This is a genomic window from Aeoliella straminimaris, from assembly GCF_024054565.1.
In the GTDB taxonomy this organism is placed as follows: domain Bacteria; phylum Planctomycetota; class Planctomycetia; order Pirellulales; family Lacipirellulaceae; genus Aeoliella; species Aeoliella straminimaris.
The window spans coordinates 41,867-67,433 of sequence record NZ_JAMXLR010000039.1; the positions used below are offsets into that span (position 1 = coordinate 41,867).

Annotated in this window: 17 protein-coding genes; 9 read left to right on the top strand and 8 right to left on the bottom strand. The window is 58.2% G+C overall.

Features of this window, described 5'->3' with window-relative positions:
• Positions 1-88: 88 nt before the first annotated feature.
• Both NG895_RS12875 and NG895_RS12880 read right to left on the bottom strand, forming a co-directional pair.
• Complete coding sequence (locus tag NG895_RS12875) at positions 89-1,144, bottom strand: N-acetyltransferase DgcN family protein (RefSeq protein WP_252852913.1); 1,056 nt, start codon at positions 1,142-1,144, stop codon at positions 89-91.
• Between the two features lie 344 nt (positions 1,145-1,488).
• A complete protein-coding gene (locus tag NG895_RS12880; protein ID WP_252852914.1) occupies positions 1,489-2,694 on the bottom strand; it encodes an AraC family transcriptional regulator in 1,206 nt (401 codons plus the stop codon).
• 224 nt (positions 2,695-2,918) lie between these two features.
• Between NG895_RS12880 and NG895_RS12885 the strand changes: the two genes are divergently transcribed.
• Positions 2,919-3,998, top strand: a complete 1,080-nt coding sequence (locus NG895_RS12885; protein WP_252852915.1) for an anhydro-N-acetylmuramic acid kinase — start codon at positions 2,919-2,921, stop codon at positions 3,996-3,998.
• Between the two features lie 70 nt (positions 3,999-4,068).
• On the opposite strand, the gene NG895_RS12890 is transcribed toward NG895_RS12885, so the two are convergent.
• Together NG895_RS12890 and murQ are read right to left on the bottom strand one after the other, a co-directional pair.
• Positions 4,069-5,043 carry a BadF/BadG/BcrA/BcrD ATPase family protein gene (locus NG895_RS12890; protein ID WP_252852916.1) on the bottom strand — a complete coding sequence of 325 codons (975 nt, stop codon included), beginning with the start codon at positions 5,041-5,043 and terminating at the stop codon, positions 4,069-4,071.
• A 45-nt stretch (positions 5,044-5,088) separates the two neighbouring features.
• On the bottom strand, positions 5,089-5,991 hold the full coding sequence (murQ, locus tag NG895_RS12895) for an N-acetylmuramic acid 6-phosphate etherase (RefSeq protein WP_252852917.1): 903 nt from the start codon (positions 5,989-5,991) through the stop codon (positions 5,089-5,091).
• Between the two features lie 293 nt (positions 5,992-6,284).
• Here murQ and NG895_RS12900 point away from each other — a divergent pair, with 293 nt between their 5' ends.
• From NG895_RS12900 to NG895_RS12935, 8 genes are all read left to right on the top strand, one after another.
• The gene (locus NG895_RS12900) at positions 6,285-7,754 is read left to right on the top strand and encodes a sodium:solute symporter family transporter (protein ID WP_252852918.1); all 1,470 of its coding nucleotides are present in this window, start codon (positions 6,285-6,287) and stop codon (positions 7,752-7,754) included.
• Between the two features lie 64 nt (positions 7,755-7,818).
• On the top strand, positions 7,819-10,092 hold the full coding sequence (locus tag NG895_RS12905; RefSeq protein WP_252852919.1) for an exo-beta-N-acetylmuramidase NamZ domain-containing protein: 2,274 nt from the start codon (positions 7,819-7,821) through the stop codon (positions 10,090-10,092).
• 45 nt (positions 10,093-10,137) lie between these two features.
• Positions 10,138-11,844, top strand: a complete 1,707-nt coding sequence (gene ggt, locus NG895_RS12910; RefSeq protein ID WP_252852920.1) for a gamma-glutamyltransferase — start codon at positions 10,138-10,140, stop codon at positions 11,842-11,844.
• A gap of 69 nt (positions 11,845-11,913) precedes the next feature.
• Complete coding sequence (locus NG895_RS12915) at positions 11,914-14,388, top strand: golvesin C-terminal-like domain-containing protein (protein WP_252852921.1); 2,475 nt, start codon at positions 11,914-11,916, stop codon at positions 14,386-14,388.
• A 561-nt stretch (positions 14,389-14,949) separates the two neighbouring features.
• A complete protein-coding gene (locus NG895_RS12920; RefSeq protein WP_252852922.1) occupies positions 14,950-16,872 on the top strand; it encodes a PEP-CTERM sorting domain-containing protein in 1,923 nt (640 codons plus the stop codon).
• 241 nt (positions 16,873-17,113) lie between these two features.
• Complete coding sequence (locus NG895_RS12925) at positions 17,114-18,235, top strand: DUF1559 family PulG-like putative transporter (RefSeq protein ID WP_252852923.1); 1,122 nt, start codon at positions 17,114-17,116, stop codon at positions 18,233-18,235.
• A gap of 65 nt (positions 18,236-18,300) precedes the next feature.
• Positions 18,301-18,723, top strand: coding sequence for a hypothetical protein (locus NG895_RS12930; RefSeq protein WP_252852924.1), 423 nt, complete (start codon positions 18,301-18,303; stop codon positions 18,721-18,723).
• A 16-nt stretch (positions 18,724-18,739) separates the two neighbouring features.
• Complete coding sequence (locus tag NG895_RS12935) at positions 18,740-19,825, top strand: DUF1559 family PulG-like putative transporter (protein WP_252852925.1); 1,086 nt, start codon at positions 18,740-18,742, stop codon at positions 19,823-19,825.
• Positions 19,826-19,857: 32 nt separating this feature from the next.
• On the opposite strand, the gene NG895_RS12940 is transcribed toward NG895_RS12935, so the two are convergent.
• The 4 genes from NG895_RS12940 to NG895_RS12955 form a co-directional block, all read right to left on the bottom strand.
• Positions 19,858-21,984, bottom strand: a complete 2,127-nt coding sequence (locus NG895_RS12940) for a dockerin type I domain-containing protein (protein ID WP_252852926.1) — start codon at positions 21,982-21,984, stop codon at positions 19,858-19,860.
• A gap of 120 nt (positions 21,985-22,104) precedes the next feature.
• Entirely contained in the window at positions 22,105-23,208 is a 1,104-nt protein-coding gene (locus NG895_RS12945) for a DUF1559 family PulG-like putative transporter (protein ID WP_252852927.1), read from the bottom strand.
• Positions 23,209-23,295: 87 nt separating this feature from the next.
• Positions 23,296-24,396 carry a hypothetical protein gene (locus NG895_RS12950; protein ID WP_252852928.1) on the bottom strand — a complete coding sequence of 367 codons (1,101 nt, stop codon included), beginning with the start codon at positions 24,394-24,396 and terminating at the stop codon, positions 23,296-23,298.
• A gap of 222 nt (positions 24,397-24,618) precedes the next feature.
• Positions 24,619-25,260 (bottom strand): PEP-CTERM sorting domain-containing protein, encoded by a 642-nt coding sequence (locus NG895_RS12955; RefSeq protein ID WP_252852929.1) that lies wholly within the window; start codon positions 25,258-25,260, stop codon positions 24,619-24,621.
• Between the last annotated feature and the right edge of the window lie 307 nt (positions 25,261-25,567).

The window sequence follows — 25,567 nt, forward strand, 5'->3', positions numbered from 1 at the left end:
TTCCGGTACGAAGGTTGGTGCCTGGAGAGTATCGTACAAGTCATGGCGAGGTTCGGCGTCCCGATTGGCCATCGCGTGGGCGTGTCGACTAGCTGGCGACAGGTGTGCCAAAAATTTCAGCCCGCAGGTTCATCACAGCGGCCGCCAAGGGTTCGGAGCCGTCTCGGAACACGTCGCAGACCACCAATCCGGTTTCGTCTTGCACGCGTTTGCGTTCATCCTCAGCCTGCTCGGGAGTGAGCAAGCGGCCATTCATGGCAAGCCCGATCACCTTCGAGGGCATGTGGAGTGCTGCCAGGTTTTCGTAAGCCTGAATCAGTTTGGGCAAAGGTGTGAGCGGGATATGGGGCATGCCGCTAACCGTCTTGCGTCCCGCCTCGAACACCAGGATCATGCCATGCGGCAGACAACCGTGCAACAAACCTGCCGTCACCGCCGAGTAACGAGGATGGGCCAACGATGCCTGGCCTTCGATCACGAGTATGTCGTGATGCTGATTGGCAAGAATCTGCTTTTCGATCGAGCCATTCACGAAGTCGCTCACCACGCAATCCACGGGACAGCCGTCGCCTTCGATCATGATGCCCGTCTGCCCGGTGGCGACGAATTTGGCGTCCTGACCTTGGCGTTTGAGTTCGTTGGTCAGTTCGACCGAGGTTACCATCTTGCCAATCGAGCAATCGTGTCCCACCGTATGGATGCGCAAGCAATCTTCACGCAGATCGAGCCGGTTCGAGACATCGCGTTCGTTGTTCTTGCGAATATCGACCAGCTCAACGCCGTGCTGCTCGGCGGCGGCCACCAGATCCTTGTCGTTCGACAAAAAGTCATGCAGGCCCGAGATGATGGTCATGCCACGTTCGATGGCCGACACGATGATGGACTTCCATTCGGTTGGCAGCTTGCCACCCATCGGTGCGATGCCGATCAGCAGGGCGTCGGGTTCGGCGACTTCGTCCAGTGAACCAATGATCGGGATGTCGCCGCCCACATTCATCAACTCGCCGGCAGTCTTGCCCGCCTGGGTGGTGTCGAACAGGGCGACCACATCGCCGCCACGATAACGCAGGACCGCCCACGCCGTCTTGGCGGTAATGGGGTTGGTGTGTCCCTCGGTAAGTATCACGATACGTTTGCTGCGCATTGCAGAAGCCACCTAAACGAAACGGTTTGCGTGGATATATTGGTGACCGCCCTTGGTCTGATGGTAGCCCCCCGCCTGTAGAACCAGAAGGGGCCAGTGCGCATTCGATTCCTCGCTTCGCGCAAGCAAAATGGACGACCGTTAACGCCCGAATCTGCCTTGCGTGAAAAAAAGAGAAGTCTGCGCATATCTCATTGTTTGTTCCGCCAACTTCACTATGCTAGAAGCCTGGTGAGAGCTAATCACTCTCCCGGGCAGCACGCCACCTCGCCGCTCGCGACGGGGTGGCGTTTTTTTGTGCGCCGATTGCATGTCGACCGCCTCGCCAAGCAAGCGCGCCCCGATCATTCGGCAAACAGGGTCTTGCGAAAACTCCGTGGAGTCATGCCGTACTGCTTGCGGAAAGCGATGCCGAAGCGAGTGGTATTCGAGAACCCTGAGGCCAGCGCCACTTCTGTGATCGACATCTCCCTCTTGCCCAACAGAGTGCGACCACGCTCGAGTTTCGCCCGCCGAATCTCCTCCGCCGGCGACCGATCCAGGTAGGCCCGGAACTGAATCTCCAGGCTGCGGCGCGAAATGGGCACCTCACGCAAAATGTCGTCGACGCCGATGCCGCGGTGTGCATGATCCTGGATGTAGCGCAGCGCCTGCACCACGGCGGGATCGTCGATCGACAGGATGTCGGTGGAGTGGCGACTGACAACGTCGTGTGGTTTTACAACGATGGGCTCCTTGGGTACCGGAGCGCCGTCCATCATGCTGGCCAATAGTTCGGCCGCCTGATAACCGATACGTTCGCTGGCGGTGGATATGGCCGAGAGCGGGGGCATCGATACGTCGCACAGCAGATCGTCCGAGTCGCCGGCCAGAATCGCCACTTCGTCGGGCACACGGATGTCAGCAAGGTGGCAAATCTCCGCGATTTGGTGGGCGTGGTGAGCATCGACGGCCAAAATCGCCACGGGACGAGGCAAAGAAGCAAGCCACCGCGTGACACGCCGCTGTTGCTCGTTCCAGCTAATCCGTCGACCGGCCCGATAACCTGGACGGTACTCGTGGCAAATGTATCCCGCTTGTTGAACCGCCGCTGCGAATGCCTTGCCGCGGCGATTGCTGTAGCGGTTGCTAGGTGGTGCAAAGTAGGCGTAGTTAACCAGACCTCGCCCGCTTAGGTGCTCTAGGGCGAGCTTTGCCCGGGCTTCTTCATCCGTGATCACTTTGGCGATGTCCAACTGATCCTCAAACACGTCGTCCACGTCCACGACGGGCAGACCACTTGCAGACAATTGCTCATACTGCATGCGGCTGGCAATGCGGGCGATGACTCCATGCCCCCGCCAGCCATCGGGCAAGGCCGAGCGGTGCTCGTGATCGCGGGGGTCGATCAACAGATGCCACGCGGCGTGCTTCTCCGCGTAGCTGGCAATTCCACGAATCACCCGTCGTCCCCAGGTCGACTCCGTCTCGATAAGGATAGCGACTCTGGCCACCCTGAGCGGATCCTGAAGTTGTTGTAAAGTCGGATTGTCCTTGATGCTTGTCGCCATAGACTACTACTGTCGAGAGGAGTACTCACGCCGATACCTACTCCTCAGGTCCGCCACGTGTTAGTCTGGGGAAGGGCCTTCGGTGCGCGAAAGGGATATTCATTTTACGTCGCCGGAGTGAGAAATGCGACCTAAAAGGCCCATTTGGTGAGCTTTTCGACCACATTTTTCTGCTGGGGGGAGCCGCAACCCTGCGGTATATTGCCAAACGGAAGGATATCTAAGTGCCAGCAAAAAAGGTCTACAAATCGATTGGCTTGATGAGCGGCACCTCCGCCGACGGCGTGGATGCAGCGCTTGTCGAGACCGACGGCGAGGAAAACATCGAGTTTCACGGCGGTCTGACTCTGCCGTACGACGAGACGCTACGCGCCTTGCTGTTGGAAGCTTCGCAGCACAACTTGCCAACTACCGAGCTGTTGCGACTGGAGAAACAGGTCACTCAACATCACGCCGATGCCGTTCGCGCGCTGCTTGAGCACTTGGGTAAAGCGGGCGAAGGTGCCTCGGTGATTGGCTTCCACGGACATACTGTCAGGCATTTGCCACAGGAAGACCTTACCCTGCAGATCGGAAATCCCTGGCTGCTGAACGAGTTGGTAAAGCTACCGGTGGTTAGTGATTTTCGCCGTCGCGACATGGCCAAAGGTGGGCAAGGAGCTCCCTTGGTCTCGATGTTTCACCAGGCGCTGTTCGCCAAGGAAGATCGGCCAACACTGGTGCTGAACCTGGGCGGCGTCGCCAACATTACCTGGATGGGCGAGAAAGACGACATCATTGCGGGCGATACTGGTCCCGGCTGCGGACTACTGGACGAATGGGTGCAGGAGATGGCTCACATGCACCACGATGTTGATGGCAAGCTAGCCCTGCAGGGATCGGTGAATCAGGACCTGGTCGACGAGGCGCTAGACCGCGAATTCTTTCGGCGGCCGCTCCCCAAATCGGCTGATCGATTCGACTTCGACCATGTGGATGTCTCCGGCCTGAGCGTCGAAGACGGCGCCGCCACTCTGTGCGCTATCACCGTCCAGGCGGTGGTGCGAGCCGTGGCCACGATGCCCGCCAACCCTACCAGCATTTGGGTTACAGGCGGTGGAGTTCATCACCCCGTGATCATGAAGATGCTGCTGGAGCACTTCTCGGAGGTGAACTCGGTCGACCACCGTGGTTTCAATCCCGATACACTGGAAGCAGAATGCTTTGCCTGGCTGGCGGTTCGTCACATGAGGGACCTACCGCTATCGATTCCCCAGACTACCGGCTGCCGTGAGGCGTCGACCGGTGGTGTATTGGTAGACTGACGCTGCCAGCCCGCAATGACTCGAATTCCTAGCAGCAGATGGCTGCCCAAGCATCCCTCTGCCCATTTGCCTACTCGGCAAATAGGATCGGGCGCGAGAAAGCCTCGTCGTGAAGCAAATGGTGCACGCACTCCAGCGGCTCGTCCACGAACCGCACACTTGCATAGCCGGGGGTGCGCAGGATGGCTCGCTCGAGTGGCTGCCGGAGGGGGCTACCAGGTCTGAACATCCCCCCCATCACGGCGACAGGCACGTCGTCGCCGGGCGGCATTAGGCGCGAGACGGCGCGATGGAGCAGTATCAGTAGGTGCTCGATCGTCTGCTCAAGAATTGTGATCGCCGGCTTGTCTTCCGCTTTCGCGCATTGCACTACAGCCGGAGCCAACGACGCCAGCAAGTCGCGATGGTTCTCGGGTTGGTAGACGGTTTTCTTGATGGCCGCTACGGAGCTGGCCTCGAGTTGCTCGGAGACGCATTGCCCTAGAAGCGATAGCCCTGCCCCCATCTCCAACTCAAGCAGCGTTTGCCGAACCGCTTCCCGGCCGACACTGAATCCGCTGCCTTCGTCGCCCAGCAGGTATCCCCAACCTCCCGCCAGAAAGCACTTGCCATATGCGTTTCTCGCAATGGCCGTGGCGCCGGTGCCCGAAATCAGCCCGGCCGCTGTGCCTGTGGTAGCCGCCGCGGAGAGGATGGGCAAGACGTCGGGGAAAACACGACATTCGCCAGCCAGGCTTTGCTGCCGAAGCAAATGCTCGAGTTCCTTGCGGCGCGTTTCGTCCACCGTTCCGGCCACGGCAATGGCGGCTCGCGCAATTCGCGTTTCGTCAGGAAGTCCGGCCGCTTTCCTGGCAGCCTCGATGGCCTCGGCAATCGCGGTGGTGGCGTTGGCCGTCCCAATTGCGTTTGGATTGCATCCGGAAGAACGCCCCTGGGCGACGACCGTAAAGCGCTCGTCATCGCGGCGGACGACCTGGCAATCGGTCTTGGTGCCTCCCCCATCCACAACGAGGCAGAGGTCAGAACTTGAGGCACTAGCATTCATAGTCGCTCACCAAGCACTCCGGAACTCCGGTGGCTCGGCGCCAGATCAGGACGGCTCTTTCGTGGCCAAAGCCTGCTGGAGCTGCCCCTTGCAGGAATGCAGCACTTTGCGGGCTGCATCGGGCGGATGACCACTGTGAAACGACAGTATAGCGGTCTTCACTTCACCGTTGCAGTCCTTCAGGAGTTGCTGGGCCCTTTCCTGCGAAAGCTGCGTGGTCATCGAAACGATCCGCGCGGCTCGCGCCATCAGCTTGGTGTTTGTCGCGCGCAGGTCGACCATCAGGTTTCCATAGGTCTTCCCCAGCTGAATCATCACACCCGTGCTCAGCATGTTGAGCACCATCTTGGTGGCGGTGCCCGCTTTCATGCGTGTCGATCCGCTGAGCACCTCGGGGCCGACAACCGGAATGATGTTCACTTCGCACCGAGTGGTCAGCTCCGCGTCGCGATTGCAAGCCAACCCGACGCGGAAGGCGCCCACTTCGCGAGCGTATTCCAAACCACCCAACACATATGGCGTGCGGCCACTGGTTGCGATGCCAACAACCGCGTCTTGAGCAGTGAGTCCGATGGACTTCAGATCGGCTTCGCCCAATTGAGGATTATCCTCAGCTCCTTCGACGGCACATGTCAGCGCATCGAATCCGCCAGCAATCAATCCAACCACCATGCTGGGGTCGGTATTGAACGTAGGTGGACACTCCACGGCGTCGAGCACGCCGAGTCGCCCTGATGTTCCGGCACCAAAATAGATCAGTCGTCCCCCCGAAGCCAACCTCAAAGAGATCGTCTCGATCGCCTTGGCGATGGCAGCAGACTGTTCTCCTACAGCGGTCGCGACCTTCGCGTCTTCTGCATTGATAAGGTTAACGATTTCAGTGGGACTGAGCGCATCCAGCATCTCCGATGCTGGATTGCGAGCTTCCGTTGTAAGCGAGTCGAGCATGATTGCCGCTGAGTTTTGCGTTTCAGTGGAGACGATTTCTTTCGCCAGTTCCTTGGACTTGGAGTATTCTAGATGATGGTTTTATTCATTCCACTAGTAGTGCGCAAAACGAATACAACCTTGCGCTGCCTTGCCTATAGACTACCATTCTTGAGGAACTTAACTTGAAATTGGTGCGTCAGTTCGATCCATGCGTCGACCCGGCAGGCCAGCTTTACCGAAGCAAGAGCCCATCCTCCAGCAGGATGAGCCATTAACCCCAGGCCGCCCCCGCGCTATATTTTTTCGTCGTCATGGACTCTATCGACCTCTGGATCATCGGCTGCTATCTACTGGCTACGCTAGTACTGGGAGTCTGGTTGGGACGAGGGCAGAAGAATCAGGCCGACTTCTTTCTGGGGGGACGGGACCTGCCATGGGTGGCGCTACTGCTATCCATTGTAGCTACCGAAACAAGCACCGTTACCTTTCTCAGCGTGCCGGGATTGAGCTTCCAGGAAGGGGGCAACTTTTATTTCCTACAGCTGGCAATCGGCTATATCATCGGCAGGCTCGCCGTAGTCGTCATCTTGTTGCCAATGCATTTTTCCGGCCGACCTCTTACGGCTTACGCCATTCTGGAGCACCGTTTTGGCACTGCTACCAGGCAAGCGGGCTCGATTGTGTTTCTGCTGGCCCGTACCGCAGGCGATGGTCTGCGTTTGCTGCTGACCGCCCTGGCATTGCACCACGCGGTTGGCTGGCCGATCGAAGGGTGCGTCGTTGCTATCGCCGGGGTGGCCGGCATTTATTCGTTATGGGGTGGCGTCAAATCGGTTGTTTGGAACGATTGCCTGCAATTCGGAATCTACACGTTGGGGGCATTCGTGATCCTCGCGGTGATATTGGGAAGGTTGCCGAGAGGATTTTCGCAACTGACCGACTTCGCCGTACAAACCGGTCGCGATCACTTTCTCGATTTTACTTTGCCATTTACCGGGCATGTCGACCATATCACGTTTTGGTCCGGTCTCTTCGGGGGAGCGTTCCTCAGCCTGGCTACCCATGGCGCCGATCATTTGATCGTTCAGCGGTATTTGTGTGCGAAAAATCAGAAGGCGGCCGCCCTGGCTTTGGCGACCAGCGGACCGGTAGTGTTTTTGCAGTTTGCCCTATTCCTGCTGATTGGCCTGGGCGTGGCCTGCTATTTCAATGAGTTCGATCCCAGTCGGCTCACCACCCCCAAAGACCAGGCGCTCGCCAGTTTCGTCGTCACCGAACTCAGTCCTGGTGTCCGAGGATTGATCATGGCAGCCGTATTCGCCGCGGCCATGTCGACGCTGTCCAGTTCGGTGAACTCTTCGGCGAGTTCGCTGATGGACGACTTGATCGCTCCCTGGGTCCGCCATTGGTCGGAAGAAAAGGTGATGCTAATGGCTCGCATCCTGACGGCCGTGTTCACCGTTGCCCAGGCGGTTGTGGCAATCGCGGTGTACTGGACTTATAACGACAGCGCCATCATCACCCAGGTGTTGGCCATTGCCGGTTTCGCGGCCGGACTGCTGCTGGGGCTCTACTTCCTCGGCATGGCGGTTGGCCGGGCGAAGAACTGGCAGGCAATTTCCGCATTGATAGTGGGGGCGGCCGTCACCAGCTATGCACTCGCTTGCGAAGTCAACGGATTGTGGTTTCCTGTGATTGGCGCAGGCACGACCATGATGACCGGGATTCTGCTTACACTGATGTTTCCTTCTAATGAACCGGAATCGAATGCCAACGCTTAGAAAGGCCTCGATGAAAATTCTCTCTGCCATGTTCTGCGGATGCGCACTGGTTGTAGCTCTGGGTATGCCAGTTACTGCAGCACCGTTGCCCTCCGCCGCGCCTCAGCAAGTGGGCATGCGTGATGGAATTTCCGCGGATATCGACCGCGCTGTCGAGCAGCAGCTAGCGAAGAAGCGGCTTCCTGGTTGCGTGGTCGTCGTCGGCCGCCACGGCAAGATCGTGCACCGGCAGGCCTATGGAAACCGTCGTTTGCAGCCTTCGCCGGAAGAGATGACGCTGGACACCGTATTCGACATGGCATCGCTAACCAAGTCGATCGCCACCAGCACCAGCATCATGCAGTTGGTGCAAAGCGGTCAGATTCGCCTGCGCGACAAAGTGAGCGACTACTTTCCCGAATTCGCCGCCAATGGCAAGGAAGACATTACCATCGAACAGTTGCTGGTGCACTCCGGCGGGTTAATCCCTGATAACCCAGTTGGCGATTTCCACGACGGTTGGGAGGTAGCCTTCGATCACATCTGCCAATTGAAACCTCTGTCTCCGCCCGGGGAAAAATTCAAGTACTCGGATGTTGGGTTCCTGGTGCTCGGTGCACTTGTGGAGAAGGTCTCGGGTCAACCGCTTAACGAGTACGCGGCGGAACACGTGTTTGCACCATTGGGCATGAACGACACCATGTACAAGCCCAACGATGCATTGAGCAAGCGGGCGGCCACCACGGAGAAGGTCGATGGTCAGTGGCTGCGCGGGGTGGTTCACGATCCCCGCGCTCGCCTGTTGGGGGGAGTGGCGGGGCACGCGGGGCTATTTAGCACGGCCGACGATCTCACGATCTACGCCCAGGCTCTGCTCGATGGGGGAAGCCCTGTCGTCACGGGCACAACGCTCAAGGAGTGGACCACTCCACGCGACGTCGACGGCAACCTTCGTGGGCTCGGCTGGGACATGAACAGCGCCTATTCGAAAAACCGGGGCGAGATGATGAGCCCTCGCGCTTTTGGGCATGGCGGATTCACCGGTACAGCCATGTGGATCGACCCCGAACTCGATCTTTTCGTTGTCTTCCTGTCGAACCGAGTTCACCCCGATGGCAAAGGAGCGATCAACGAACTGGCTGGCCGCATCGGAACCATCGCCAGCAGCGGCTGTCTATCGGTACAAGCAGACACTCCCGCCGAAAAGGCCGAACCGCCGATTGAAACCAAGCCCGTTGTGTTGGGAATTGACGCCCTGGTGGAGGATGGCTTCAAGGCGCTGGAAGGCAAGCGGGTTGGCCTGATCGTCAATCACACGAGCCTCAACGCTGCTGGTCGTCCCACGCTGGAACTGCTGGCCGAGGCACCCAATGTCAATCTGGTAGCGTTGTTCAGCCCCGAACATGGTCTTCAAGGCAAGGCCGACCACGCCAATATTGGCGACACCGTGGAAGAGAAGACCCAACTACCCGTTTACAGTCTGTACGGCAAGACTCGCAAACCAACCCCTGAGCAGATGGCCGAAGTCGACGTGCTGGTATTCGACATCCAGGACATTGGTTGCCGTTTCTACACATACCTGTCGACGATGGGTCTAGCCATGGAAGCGGCCTCCGAAGCAGGCAAGTCGTTCGTTGTGCTTGATCGCCCCAATCCGATCGATGGCGTCACCATCGAAGGCCCCGTGCTCGACGCTGGAGGCGAGACCTTTGTTGGGTTCCACACCCTTCCAGTCCGTCACGGCATGACGATGGGCGAGATGGCGGAACTGCTGATGGCCGAAAAACAGCTGGACCTGGATCTAACGGTCGTGAAGCTGAAGCACTGGAATCGCTCGACCTATCTCTATGACACCGGTCTGCCATGGGTGCAGACATCGCCGAACATGCGATCACTCACCGAAGCAGTACTCTATCCCGGCGTGGGGCTCTACGAGACGACCAACCTCTCGGTAGGCCGCGGCACGGATACCCCCTTCGAGGTTGTCGGAGCGCCATGGATTGATGGTCGACGTCTAGCCGCCGCCATTCAAAAGCACCACCCGCCCGGCGTGCAGGTGGTCCCCGTTCGTTTCACTCCAGATGCCAGCAAGTTTGAAGGAGAGGAATGCGGAGGGGTGAATTTCATCGTCACCAACTGGGCCGATTTTCAAGCGCTCGACCTCGCTTGGGCGTTCGGCGCGGCATTGGTCGAGCTGTACCCCGACGATTGGAAAACAACCAGTTTCAACCGGTTGCTGATCAGCGAGAAGACTTTGGAGCTGCTGCGCAGCGGAGCCTCGCCGACAGAAATCAAGCAGAGCTACCAGCAGCAACTCGAAGAGTTCAAGCAACGCCGGCAGAAGTACCTGCTCTACTAACTCCCACCTACTGTCGTTTCCACCCTTCCCCAAGTGGTCCCACCTATGACGACGAATTGTAATTCGATCCTGCGTTCCGCAGTCTGTGTCGCACTGGGCCTGCTGCTCACGTGTTTGCCGCTGCGAGCCAACACCTTTCATGGCGATGAGTATGTTGTGGCCTCGGTGAATCCGATCGCGACCGATGCCGGCGTGAAGGTGTTCGAAGAAGGGGGTAACGCCATCGACGCAGCCATTACCACGGCCCTGACACTGGCGGTGGTTGACGGACACAACTCGGGCGTCGGGGGTGGCTGCCTGATAATGATTCGCACCGCCGATGGTCGCCTGATCGCCATCGATGGCCGCGAACGAGCCCCTGCTCGGGCAACGGCCGACATGTTCGTCATCGATGGACAGGCCGACCCAAACGCCAGCCAACTTGGCCCGTTGGCGAGTGGTGTGCCTGGCGCTTTGGCGGCTTACGAGAAGGCCCGCGAAGTGTGCGGCACGATGCCGATGAGCCGTTTGCTGGCTCCTGCTATTGAAGCAGCCGAATCTGGCTTCGAAGTCAGCCGCCCGCTGGCGAACTCCCTGGCGGGACACACAGACAAATTGGAGCAGTTCGAAGGGACGAAGGCCGTCTACTTCAAGCCCGATGGCAGCGTCTATCAGGAGGGCGATCGATTGGTGCAGCCCGATCTGGCCAACACCCTGAAGCAAGTTGCCAAGCATGGTGTCGACTGGTTCTATCGAGGCGAACTGGCCGAGCAGATCGGCGACTGGATGGCTCAGAACGGTGGACTGCTAACGGCCAAAGACTTTGCCGACTATGAGGCCGTCTCCAGAGAACCAATTGTCTCGACCTACCGCGGCTACACTATTGTCGGGTTCCCTCCGCCCAGCAGCGGCGGTGTGCATGTTGCGCAGGTGTTGAACATTCTGGAAAACTACGACCTTGCAGCGTTGCACAGAAGCGATCCACTGCGGGCTATTCATCTGGTCAGCGAGGCGTTTACCCGCGCATTTGCCGACCGCGCTTACTGGCTGGGAGATGCTGACCATGCTCCGGTGCCACGAGGTCTGCTGAGCAAGCAATACGCCAAACAACTGGCCGCTTCCATCGATCTGGATCGCGCGGTCGAAGTCTCCACGCACGGCAATCCCCCGCAATGGAAGCAAGACCTGTTTGGCCGCCACACGACCCACATTTCGGCCGTCGATTCCGAGGGCAACTGGGTGGCGATCACCGCCACGGTGAATACTTCCTTCGGCTCAGGCGTGATTGTTCCCGGTACGGGCGTTGTATTGAACAACGAGATGGACGATTTCTCCATTCAACCGGGCGTGCCCAATGCTTTTGGTCTCATCGGGGCAGAGAATAACTCCATCGCCCCCGGCAAGCGTCCCCTGTCGAGCATGAGCCCCACCATCGTGCTCGACGAAGAGAAGAAGCCGATACTCTCGATCGGAGCCGCTGGCGGCCCCAAGATCATCACGCAGGTGTTGCTGGGTATCATCCGCACAATCGACTATGGCGAGCCCCTCGACAAGGCTGTCGGCGATCCTCGCTTCCATCACCAGTGGCGGCCCAACCAATTGGGCATCGAAGATGTTGCGCCGCGGCAGTGGGCCACCGAGCTCGCCGCCCGCGGCCACGACGTGCAGACGTTGCCTTCGGCTGGTGTCTGCCAGGCCATTGCCCTGACGAGCGACGGTCGATTGGTGGGCGTTTCCGATCCCCGCATTCCCGGTAAAGCAGCGGGCAAGTAGGCCAGTTGCCTCTGCTCGCGTTGCGCTTTGTAGATTCCTTCCACACACCACAATCTTCACGAGGTGGCCATGGCGTGCACACGCCGCGTTAGTTGGTTTCTGGCCGAGTTGGCCTGCGTACTCGCTTTGTGGACTGCCGGTTCGCTGTTCCCTCTATCGTCGCGGTGCCTGGCGGCTGATCCGCCGGCGACTTCCCAGGACTCCAACGCCCCAGGCATTCAAGAGTCACCTTACACGCCCGTCGGCGGCCTTAGTGGCAAGATCGTCTACGTCCATGGTGGCCATGGGTACTTTGCCGACAACTTGGGAGATGGCCATTGGGCATTTCAGCGTCCCCTGCTGCACGAGATGATCGAAGACCTTGGTAATCAGGATCAGATGACGCTGCTGGTGGATTACCTGTTCCGCGCGGGTGCCACCGTTGTGCCGCTGCGGCCGGTGGGCCATCAGCCGCAAGAAATCGTACTGGACAACGACGACTCGCCGGTTTCCTTTACCGGCGACTGGAGCGACAGCACCGCCGGCGTCTTCTACGGTTCGCAAGGCGACGTACCCTATCGATTTGCAATCACCAGCGCGACCGAAACCGCCGTGGCGCGCTATCAACCAGACTTGCCCGAGGCTGGTTTTTACCCGGTGTACGCGTGGACGACCTACGGAGGAAACCGGGCCAGCGACCAACTGTATCGGATTCATCACGCTGGTGGCGAGACTGAAGTTACGGTCAACCACCGGCGGGTTGGGAATGGATTGGTCTACCTGGGGACCTACTACTTCACGGCCGGCACACAGGGGTATGTCGAGATAAGCAACAAGTCCAGCGAACCCGGACGTGCCATCATCGCCGACATGATCCGTTTCGGTAACGGCATCGGCGACATCGACCGCGGTGGGGGCGTCTCGGGCCGCACGCGTGAAGACGAGATGGCCGTCTATTGGATACAGTGGCACGTCGACCGATCTCAAGGGATTCCAGAGAGTACCTATCGAGTATCGGAGCGTGATTTTGCCAGCCGAGTGGGTGCACCGCCGCTCTACGCCGCGTACATGAATCGTGAGGCCGATGGAGCCCTCCAAGATCGCGTGTTCGTCAGCTATCACTCAAACGCCAGCGGCGGTCCAGCCACCTCTCGTGGGGTGGTCGGGCTGTGGAATAAGGGCCGCAGGGGCAACAGAGCCACGCCCAATCAGTTTCAACTCGCCGAGATCCTTGGCCAAGAAGTAAACGACGATCTGGTACAACTCGCGGGGACGTTTGCACACGACTGGGCCGACCGCGATACGATCACCTATGGAGCGACGTTTGGGGAAATCAATAATCAACGCATCGGTGACGAGTTCGATGCAACGATCGTGGAATCGGGGTTTCATGACAATCAACAGGACGCCGAGATGCTGCGGGACGCCGGAGTCCGCGACGCCATTGCCCGCGCCACCTATCACGGAATCATCAAGTATTTCCGTGCCGTCGACGGAGACCAGACACCGGCAACCACAGCGCCTGCGATGGTGTCCGGCGTGTGGGCAGCGCCCCGGGAAAATGGCTCGGTGACCGTCCACTGGACTCCTCCTGCGACGAGTCCAGCCTTGGGCGATTCGGCAACCGGTTATCGTCTGTTCGTTTCGACCAACGGCTACGCCTTCGATGGTGGTACTCATGTCGCCGATGGAGACACAACCTCCCACACGGTCACCGGGCTCGACCCCGAAACTGTTTATTATTTCAAAGTAGTCGCCGAGAACGCCGGTGGCTCTTCGCCAGGCTCACAAGTCGTAGCCGCCAAACCGGAGGATGCCGAACAGCAGGTGCTGATCGTCAACGCCTTTGATCGGCTGAGCTTCGCACAGGCTGTTAAAGAGCCCGTTGGGACCAAGGGCAACACGGTCGACCGCGTACGGCTTCGCCAAATCAACTCTGGCGACTATCCCATCGTCGTGGCGAATGCCATCGCGCGACAGGCTCCGACCTTAGGAGTGTCCACGTCCAGCAACGAGAGTGTGGCCAGCGGCGATGTCGACCTGTCAGACTACGATGCGGTGATCTGGATGGCGGGAGAAGAGTCTTCCCATGACGAGACGTTCAGCAAAACCGAACAGGAGCTTTTGGAACGGTACGTCGCGGCAGGGGGCAACCTGTTTGCCTCCGGCTCGGAAATTGGTTGGGACCTCGTTCACAAAGGAAACGGACAGAACTTCTTCGAGGAAACGTTGAAAGCCGAATTCGTATCCGACGATGCCGACACGCACACCGCAACCGGCGTGGAACTGCTCGCGGGCCTCGATCTCTCGTTCGACGATGGCAGCCGGTTCTACGATGTCGACCATCCCGATGTGTTGGCAGCCACCAGTGGCTCCAGCGTCATTGCCACCTACCCGGATGGAGGTGGAATGGCAATTTTTGCACCCGGCACTGCCGGCGCAGGCAATGTGGTGTTGTTTGGCATTCCGCTCGAAAGCGTGCGTTCCACAACGGCGCGCGACGAGTCGATACGCCGCATTCTCGAGGTGTTTGGTCTAACAAAGGCGGCCAAACACACCAATTGATGCTGAGCCGATCGCGATCGGCCGCGAAACGTGACACAACGGTGCCTTCGTCCACCGGCGGCATCGCCAGACTCCGTCGCAGTCGCCTTGGACTTCCCTAGGTAGGTGTTTACCGCAGCTTCGCAAAACCGCAGGCGATGTAGATCACCTGCGGCTTGTCGCCCATGCGGTTGTACGCTACCTCCAACTGTCTGACGTTAGCCGAAAGCACATCTGGGCGTCCCGCATCACCCACGCGGCAAGAACTCCTCTTTGCGCATGGACGTCTACCAAAAGCGCAAAGTCACACGAAGTTTCCAAACTGACAGAGCACACTGAAAACGCCAAAGAAGCCACGTTGCGCAACACCGAGACAGATTCTCGCAAAAAGAGCAGGACAATCGCGCAGTGTATGGCTATACCAGTAACAGAAGCTCGCGGAAGGCTTGTCGACATAGGTTGTCTGACGAGTCTCTCTGAAGGCGAATTGCGACGCTTCGAATGATCTACCTTACTGGTCGCAACTACCAGTGCCACATCAGCAGTGCAGACCCTCTGAAGCGCATTAAGCAGGAGCTAACTATGGGACGACGGGTATTTTCCCTTGCCGTACTACTAACCCTCTCACAGGCATTTGCCGCCACATCGCAGGCCGTACCTTACGCATCCGGCATCCGTAACACATCGGGCAGCACCTATGAGTTTGTCCTCAACGAGTCGGCGGATAGCGTCGTCGTTAAGCGTGATGGCGGGAATGAAGTCGATCTTGGCGCCCTGGCAGCTGGTCGCCACACCTTCGACCTCGAGTCTTTCAGCGACTACAACATCGAGGTTATCAAGCGTGCCCCCAAAGCCTGGACTGAAATTACCGACACGGAGACCAACGGTTACCTTAACGTCTTTCGGGCCACGGGTATCGCCGTGAACAAGGACCCCTCAAGTCCTTACTTTGGTACCGTCTACATCAACAATCCCAATCCCACGGACACCGCCGATGGACGTCCCCAGGGCGACGGCCTCTACGCCTACACGGCTGACATGATCGGCGTTGATCTGGCCAACAACTGGGCAGTACCGGACGTAAATGACGTCTCGATGTTCAAGGCTCCCGGCTTTACCGTCGATGGCAGCACCACTTCGTCGGCCTATCGTCTGACGCTCGACGATTCTGGCAACGTGATTGTTGGCGACTGGTCGGATGCTTCAGGCGGCATCAAGTACGCCTCACCCGACCTGACCAGCGGCGGCTTGGTACTTGGTGGCTGGGAACTGGATCAGAACGGCAACTACATTGCCGAGACCCCAGAATCCGGTCCGTCGGGTGGTGTGTTCAGTTCGGTTTCTGACAATTTCGGCCCGATCCCACTGCATGGTTCGATCGTCTCGCAAGTTGTGGTCACGGGCTCGGTTGGCGTGGACCTCACGGTGTGGGCGATGGACGAAGACCTCGACACCGATCTCAGCGCTGGTGAGAACGCCAATGATGGTAACAGCATTTGGCGATGGGACGTCGGCGCCGAAACCAGCTACGACGTCAATCCCACGCTGGTCGTCGACTCGGGTAACCTGGGAACCGACTCGGATGGCGATCCCTACTTCCTGGCTCTCAATGTGGGTGTGCTGGCCGACATCGACTACTCGGCTGAAAACAACAAGTTTTATATGGTCCAGCAACGTGCCGACGGCAACGAATCCGGACTGATCGTCGTTACGCCCGATGGCGTCGACGGAAGCTCGCCCGTGGTTGAATGGTCCTCGAAGGATTTCACCGTCGAAAACGGGCTGGATGGCCTGCCCGATAACCCAGAGAATGCAGCAACTTTGGGGGTGCAGGACATCTTCCGCCGTATCGGTGGTGTGAAGCTCTCGCCGGATGGAAAGTCGCTGCTGTTGATGAAGACCGTTCAAACCAGTAGCCCTCAAGTCACTACCGATACGAACTTGGACGGCCGCGTGATCGTTATTCCGCTCGACGAGAACGGCATGCCGGACATTTCTATCGATGACAATGGCACCCCAGGAGATCCGACCGACGACATCGTCCTCAATGCTGAGTCGTTTGCCCCGGAGGGCCTGGGAGGACTGGGGTACGGTCTGGGAACCGACTTCGATATCGCTGGTAACGTTTACCATGGCAACAACATCAACGAGTACGTCCGCACCTTCAGCCCTGGTGGCAGTTGGCTGGCCACCACTGGCTCCGACGGCACCTTCGAGCTGGTGGATCTTTCACTTGCGGGTGACTACAACGGTGACGGACAAGTAGACCTCGCCGATTACACCGTCTGGCGTAACAACCTGGGGGGTGACGGTTCGACCTTGCAGAACCGCGACGAATCTCTTTCCGGGCCTGTTGGTGCCGCCGACTACACGTTCTGGAAAGACAACTTTGGAGCCGGTGCGCTGGCTGCGGCCTCGAGTCCGGTAGCCGTACCTGAGCCCTCCACCATGGTGCTGTTGAGTATCGGCCTGCTGACGTTGCTGCGGAAGCGTGCAACTCGATAGCCCCACCGCGACGAGCATCATGCCAACCGAAGCCGACACCTTGCACGCAAGGTGTCGGCTTTCCTGGTTTCTTGCCCCAAGAGATAGTGCGCAATAGGGAGATTAAAACCCGCAAAAGGCGCACGCCAATTTTGCTCCGGATGTCTATGATTGTTGGAGTTGATGTGAATCGTACGGCGGATAGTACTATCCGTGCCTTCGCTAGAAGGCGATGTGAATCCTCAGGCGGAAGAGGAATTTGATGTCCAGCATGTTACGACTCAGGAATTCAACCAGTTCGCACGCGTTCACTCTGGTCGAACTGCTTGTGGTAATCGCCATCATCGGCATCCTGGTTGCTTTGCTATTGCCGGCGGTTCAGGCCGCTCGGGAAGCCGCCCGGCGAGCCAGTTGCCAAAACAGCCTCAAGAACATCGCGCTGGCCGTGCTGAACTACGAGTCTGCGTTTAAGGAACTACCTGTTGGCATGACCTACACGGCATCGGTTCCCGGCACAGGGGTGGGCAACCTGCTGGACTACGATTCCACATGGACTATCGACATCCTGCCACAGCTCGAAGGGGACGCTGTGCACGACGCCTTCGACTTCGACTACCCAATCCGTCACGTCCTCAACGAACCAGCGCGCAGCACGGAGCTTTCGGTATTCCACTGCCCGTCGGACAGCCGTAACAAGGACAAGTTTCAGGGCACCGGCCTTGGTGCCAACTGGGCACGGGGCAACTACGCAGCCAACGTTGGTGCGATGTCCATCGGAAGTGTCCGGCTATCGGCCAATCTGTCTGGCACGACACAACCTAGCATGAACGACGGCAAGGATCCCGCTTGGGCGGGACGACTCAAGGCGGCCAGTTGGCCCGCGAGCACGCGGGGCGCCATGGGGCCGAACGCCAGCGTCAAGCTTTCGCAGATCGTCGATGGAACTTCAAACTCGATGATGCTGGCCGAAATACGCTCTGGCTTCGATGCCACCGACCCACGCGGCGTCTGGGCCCTGGGCATGGCTGGGGGCAACTTGGTCGCCGGCCACGGGGCGGGCGGTGACGACAACGGCCCTAACGCCTGCTATGCCAAAGCCGACGACATTCCCTCGGGCGCGGCGATCTCCTTCTCCTGCGATACAAACGCCCAAGCACTACAAGACGAGTGCATGTCCTGCAATAGCGACTCCTTCGGCTTCGCCCAAAGTACGGCCCGCAGCACCCACGTGGGCGGAGTGTTTATCGCCATGGCCGATGGCAGCGTGCAATTCATCGAAGAAGACATCGAGACCGGCGGCGAGTGGGGCGGATGTTGCAAAGCCTGGGACTACTTGATCATGAGCGCCGATGAGGCATTCAAGCCGACTGGTTTCTCCCGTTGAGTAACTTCCGCGGCACGCTGATTTTAATTCGAACTCATCTTCAAACAACTAAAGCACCGAATCGGATGATTGCAAAACGCCCATTTACCTCCAGCAGCCTGGCGCTAGGATTCATCCTGGTTACTTGCGTCACAGGCTGCGGCGGTGATACGGCGCAAGTGAGTGGGCATGTCGAATACGAGGACGGGTCACCCCTTGTTGGGGCCATCCGTGTCATTCGGTTTGAACCCACCGAAGACTCCAAGGCTGTGGTTCGCAAAGTAGCCTCCAGCCCGATCGCCGACGATGGTTCCTTTGAACTGGTGACCAAACGCCCTGGCGATGGAGTGTACAAGGGCAAGTACAAGGTAACCTTCACCGTACTCGAGAGCCCAGCGACGGGGGTGTCTCTGATCAAACCCGAGTACACAACGGCCATGGATTCGCCGCTGGAGGTAAGTGTCGATCATTCAGGCGCGGACTACAATTTCACACTTGAAAAACTTTAGGGACAGATAAAGTTCGATGAAACTTACCAAGCACAACGCATTTACCCTGGTGGAACTTCTGGTGGTGATCGCCATCATTGGTATTCTCGTGGCCTTGCTCTTGCCTGCCGTGCAAGCAGCCCGTGAAGCTGCACGGCGAACGCAATGCAAGAATCATCTCAAGCAGATTGGACTGGCCAGCCTGCTGCATGTCGACACGCACGGGCACCTTCCTAGTGGCGGCTGGGGGCAATGGTATGTTGCGGATGCCAATCGCGGTTTTGGCAAAGAGCAGCCCGGAAGCTGGTGCTACGGCATCCTCGCCTATCTTGAGCAAACGGCCCTTGCAGACCTGGGTACCGGGATGTCGCCAACGAGCGCCGAGTTCCAGAACGCGTCCACACTGCTAAACTCTACGCCTGTAGACGTTTTCTATTGCCCATCGCGGAGGCCAGCCCGTGGCTACCGCGTTCAGTGGGGAAGCATCAAAGAGCAGCAGTGGGTCACCGAGTTGTACGAGGTCGCCAAAACCGACTTTGCAGCTAACTCCGGCGATTCGCTGCACTCCGCCTCCCGAAGCTCAGGTCTCGCCTTCTGGCAGCCAAACAGCTATCGCGAGGCGGATCAGAACAAGTGGGACAAGACCAATGACATCAACGAGCCTGCCTACTACCAAACGGGTGTGATTCACTATCGAAGTGAAATCAAGCCTCGACAGATTGTCGACGGGTTAAGCAACACGTACCTGATCGGCGAGAAATTGATGTCTCCCAACACCTACCTGGATATCCAGAACACCAGCAGTGTGTGGGTGCAGTACGGCGACAATCAAAATGCCTACGTCGGTTTCGAATGGGACAATCACCGCGTGGCCTGGGCTCCCGATCAGACTTACGCCAACAACCCTGAAGTCTATCAACCGCAACAGGACTCGGTGGAGGATGGCAGTGCATCGGATCGCCGTTTCTCCTTCGCCTTCGGTAGCGCCCACGCGGGTGGTCTGAACATGGCGATGTGCGACGGTTCGGTGGACACGGTCAACTATGACATCGACCCCGAACTGCATCGCTCGAATGCCGTACGGTACGACGAAATGATGCGTCCCAAAAGGTTCTCGCGTTAACGTCTCCTGTGTATTGATGGCCCGGAAGCTACTTAGCGCCGGCCGACGCCTGCAAACACCAGGCCTGCCAGCAGGAGGATCATCCCTCCTGCTGGCTCGGGCACGGTTGTTTCACCAACGTTAGTTGCTGACATTCCAATACCGAAGTTTTCCTTCCAGATGGTGTAGTCGCTGGTGTCGACAGTGCCGTTTCCGTTGCCATCTGCGGCGAGTTCTTCGCCAACTCGACCAATGCTGTTCCTCCACACGGTGTAGTCAGCCAGATCTACCAGCCCATCGCCGTTATAGTCTCCTGCTAGTTTTGGGTGCGATGGTATCACATACACGGCGGCCGCGCGCGGCAACACCTCGACATTGAGCGTGGAAGTGACGCCGGAGAACACCGTCTGTTGCAGGCTGGTGCCACCTTCCATCTTAAAGGCGATACCCTGCTCGCCTGGCGAGAAGCCGGAGATGTCGAGCTGAATCTGTGCGACATTGTCCAGGTTCATGTTGAGGATCATGATCGCCAGCGAGCCATCGGCGGCGATCGCAGCGTGGACGCGTACGTCGTCCGTGTCGGAGTTGCTCTGCACGAACTCATCCCCTGGCTGGACGAGTTTGTCGACCAGCGACACACCTCGGAATGCAGGTCCTTGCTGTAGATCGGCAGAGTCATCCAGAAAACTCTTCGTCAGCAATTCGAGATACTGCACACTGGAGACGCCCATTTCCAGCCAACTGGAATAGGCATCGGCAACAAACAAAGCGTCGGCCGCCGATCGGTAGTTCGTCGCGTGATGCGGGCCGCCATCCCACACTCCACCAAAGTAGTTGAACTCGGTGACCATGATCTCAGCATCCGGATTGCCATGCAACTCGAGCCAATCGCGAAGGCCAGCTTGCCGGCCCGAATCGACCCCGGCAGTGGCACCTTCGATCATCTGCGGAATCTTCTGACTCGGAAAAGCCAGTAGACTGGATCCGTCGTTTACCGGTTCTCCCGGGTCGTGTCGTTGATTGTTGTTTTGGTCGTCGTACTCTTCGCCCACGTAGGGATACCAGTGCACCATCACAAAGTCGATATCGGCGACTGCTTGGGCGAGGACTTCCGGATTCCAGTGCTTGTTGTTGGGGTTGTCCGGTCCGCCGTTCTTCGGCCAGTAGTCCCAATACCAGTCGTCGGGGGGTGTTGTTAACACAGCGCCAATCTTGATGTCCGGATCGATCGACTTCATCAGCTGCGAATACTCAACCACCTCTTCACCGTAATGGGCGGGCGAGAGTTCGGGATTGCCCTGGCGATTGTTCTGGTAGTGCGGGTAGGGCACGTCGTAGTTGACCGAGTAACCGTTGGTGTTCTGCTCGTAGTATCCGGTGCCGAAAGTCTCGTTACCAATTTCCCAGTATTTGATGCCGACAGGATCGTCCCGGTCGATGGCCAGAAAGGCGTTGAGAGGATCGTAGACGCCATCGGCCTGAGCCCAGCTTTCATATTCCAAAGTCGTGGAAGCACGCAATCTCGCCCAGTAGCCGGCCGTTTTCCAATCGTTGCCCTGCTCGTCGGTACCGATGGGGATGTCGTCGTCGGTGCCGTACAGAGACGCATCGGAGTTCGCGTAGGCGACCCATGCGGCCGCCTCTTTCGGTTGACCACCAAAATCAGGTACGACGGATGCGACCCCGGCTGGCTTCGACGCATCGGGTACGAGTTTGAGCGCCGATCCGTAATTCACCGTCACCACGGCCTGACTGCCGGATGTGCGATCGAGCAACCGCACGAAGTTCGCAAAATCGGAGCCTCCCCCCACGTAGCCATACTGGCTGGCGTCGCCAAACCAGGGAGTGAGGCCACCGCCGCAGCAACCTCCGGCTTCGGAGGTGCCGTTCTCCCACGCCGCACGTGTGATGGACCAATGATTGACATCAGCGTATCCGCCACCACCGTATCGCAAGGTGGTGATGCCGGCCTCTTCCAGTCGGTCGTCCAGGCTGGCGTGGGTCAAGCTGTTGTAGTAAGGAGAAGTATGGATGCCGAGCCCCGTCGTCGGCATGGTGGCCAACCTGTTTCCTGCATCCACCGAAAGGTTGGCTTGCAGCTGTGCCGACGACCGTATCGGCGTCAATAGAAAGGCTACAACCAGCACCCCCGACATGGCCGCGTATCGGTGCCGTCTCATCTCTCGCTGCCATTCACCACGGAGGAATACAAATCCATCCAGGTGGCGATCCGATGCCCGCCACGTACGAAAGAGGAAGGACGATACATCACTGCGGGCTTGGCCTTATCGATAGCTGCTTTAGTCGACACCTTCCATCACCACCGTTTCGTTCAAGGCATCGCCATTACGTGTACCGATGCTGTTGAACACGGTCATGTCGATGTCGTAGGCAATGGAGTGGACCGAACCATCGGCAAAGGTGGCCTGAAAGATTCCGGAATGAGCCGAACCGAACATGTAATCCTGATCGGAACCGGTCCCGCCATTGCCGCGATTGTCCTGCGAGTCGGGCTGAGGTGGCCAAGCCGTGGTACGCATGGTGTCGGGATCCCAGCCGTCAATCCACCCCCGGTCATCGGAGGCCCCGTAGTTGGTATCGCTGGGCTGATACCGATCGACGGATACCCACTTTTCGCCAATCACCATCGTCTTGCTGGTACCATCCGTGATCTTTGCATAGGTTACCTTCTTCGGAACCCCTTTGAGAAGTTCGAGTGTGGCGGGACCCTCATTGGCGCCGGGTGTGCTGGTTCGCTTGTACGGCGAGCGGATAATCACCCCATCGAATACCCCATAGTTCTTCGGGTCTGGATAGCCCGTACCACTTGGACTCCAGAACGCTTGATGGGCTCGGGTGTAGGTGCCTGCGGCAACGTGCTCGGGAACATTGAAATACAGACTCGAACTGTTGGCCAGGAACGGATCACTCGACCTGCGGGTGGCTGGCTGAGTCCCTGCATAGTCAATCAGGTAGGCGGGCGGCCAGTTGGAGGCTGGGTTTTTGAAGTACGTGGGGCCTCGCCGCGAGGGACAGTTGTAAGTTGGCACCGCCGTGGCGGCAACTGCCTCGCTGCTGGTAAGATTGGCCAGATTTTCCTGCTCCATGAAGCTTAGAATCTGGTAGGCCCACGACCATCCCTGCCGAGGGGCCGCGTACGCCTTGCTGCCAGTAACGTACCATTCGAGACGCTCTTCGCCATACCGACTCCCGCCCGAAGGAAACAGGCCGTAGGTGTCGGTATGATTGGCAATGGCGAGGCCGATTTGCTTGAGCTGGTTTTTGCACTGCGTTCGCCGGGCGGCCTCGCGTGCAGCTTGTACCGCCGGCAAGAGCAGGGCAACCAGAATACCAATGATGGCAATGACCACCAACAGTTCAACTAAAGTGAAAGCCTTTCGCATCATGCCTTCTCGCTTCTAGGTCCGCCGGGCCAGCCCAGTTGTTTACGTCGACCGGCTGGACGGAGTCGTCAGATCTCGCGATACGATTCAGCCGCGAAACGAAGTTCGACGGCAACACAAGCCGACCAAGGTTGCGGCCAGCACTGCCAACGCAACGGCACCAGGCTCCGGAACTGCAGCAACGACGGTTCCCGTCATCAGTCCCGTATAGTCTCTGCCAAAGTTGGCCTTCCAGTATTCGTAGTCGGCAGCATCGACCACTCCCATACTGCCGCCGCTTTCGTCTCCATTGCCCAATAAGGCGTTGTTATCTCCGCCAAGGTTATTGCGCCAAATCGTGTAGTCCGCCAGATCGACGACATCGTCTCCGTTGTAGTCGCCGGCACCGACAACCACCTCGTTGAAATCAATGATGATATTGTCGAACGTTACCGAGTTATCTCCATCGAAGCCGAATTCGGTGTGGCCGAAATACCAATTGAAGTAAAGGGTGTTCTCGTTGTCGAAAAAGATGTTCTCGGCGGCGACCCCGTCGATTGCCGTGGGGCCGTTGCCAACGGCAACGGCATCCGCCAAATTGATCGACCATGTCTGAAAACCATCGACCGAGGTGTCGATCTGGACGGGAACATCGCCAATGATCCACAAGTCTGCGCCGTCGAGCATGTCGCCATCCGGCTCGCCATTCTCGCCTCCCGTGATATCAACTCCGTAGGTGGCCTCGTAGTCGGCATCGTACTGGCCAAAACCGACGTAAATCGGGACGTCGACGATCTCGCCCACCACATTGACATCCCACGAGAACGTGTAGTTCCGCGGATCGTCTTCACCAAGGCCGGTCATGCCACTGTCACTGGGGGTAAAGAAGCCACCGCCTCCCCCCACGTAGTAGAAATAAGGCGGTTCGAACAGACCGACCATCACGTCGAGGCCCGTACCGTCAAACGTTTGCTGGTAGGCAAGATTGCCTCCACCCGTGTCGACAATCGCGTGGCTAAAGTCGAGATTGTATTCAGGGGTTCCTATGTTGCCCGTCGGACCCTCGAACTTATAGACCAACGGCGGGTTCTCTGACGGATTGATTGGGCCTTCGAATTGGTCGTTGAAGTCAATCAAGACTTGGGCTTGGACCGACCCTGCAATGGCCACTGAGACGCTCAGCAGCAGTATGGACATACAGCATTTCATGGAAAATTCCTGCCTACGGCGGGTCGCCTGACGTTTCTTCGGATCGAAGCAAACGCCCACTCGAACTCGCCTTTTCTAAACCCGACCCTGTTTCCAACAAAGAATGTCGATCAGCTATACTCGCTCGAATTTCAAATCAGAGGGACGGCATTCCCCTGCCTTGCCGTCCCCCTGTTTGATCGCACCATCTACCCAAATCCGGTGCGCCGTTGAGTCCTAGCGTTAGCGAGTCTTGCGCCACCCCAGGCCCATGACTACCAGCCCCAACAATACGGACCCCATGGTCGCCGGCTCGGGCACCGTGTTCTGGACACGGATATTGTCTACCGTTACCGCCACACCCGAAAGCTCGGCGTTGTAGATAATTCCAATTTGGAGGTAGCCCCCGTCGGCCGGAATTCCATCAAAGGTGTAGGGCACCGTGGTTGTGTACGTGCCATCCATGTTGTCTACCGTCGCACCGAACAGTTGATCGAAGTGGTCGTTGTAGTTCAGCCCAACACCGAGCTGAAAGTAACTGCCAGCTTGCAGTGGCGTTGGGAAATCGTGTTCGAACACAAATTCGCCCCCTATCCCCAATGCACTTACGAGTTCTGCATTGCCTTGCTGCCCGGGAGAAAAATGGAAGTTGTAGTTACTGCTAGGCAGCAGCGCCAGCGAACCGGCCGTGCCTGCGACTCCTCCGCCGGCCAGGCCATTAGTGCTGGAACCGTCGAGATCCACACTGTCTTGCGTGGTCGAATTTTCCCAGTCAGTGAAATCTTCAACCGTGGTAAACAATGTGGTCTGAGCCGATGCCGAAGCGGCTGCGAACACCAGGAGAGCGACAGTCGCAGTCGACCGCCAGCAACGATTGATAGTCATGAGCCACACCTCTAAAGAAGTGAAACAAGGAAGAGAGAATACTACCGCTTTGCACAGGGAAGAGCCCTCTGGCACCACCGAGCACCTTTAGCGCTCGCTAAGATTCGCCTGTTTCTTCGCGGAGTGGTAGTGGTCGCTCCGCGAAGTCCTCCGGTTTTCCGCCTCCGGGTTTCTTGGGTTGTAGAAAAGTTCGAGTCGTGCACGCCGCCTGGCAGATTCAAACAGCCCTGCGCCGGCACTCATTTCTACTTGAGCCCCTCCGAAGCGAATCTGACGAAAAAAACCTTTTTAACATCAGATTCTCCGA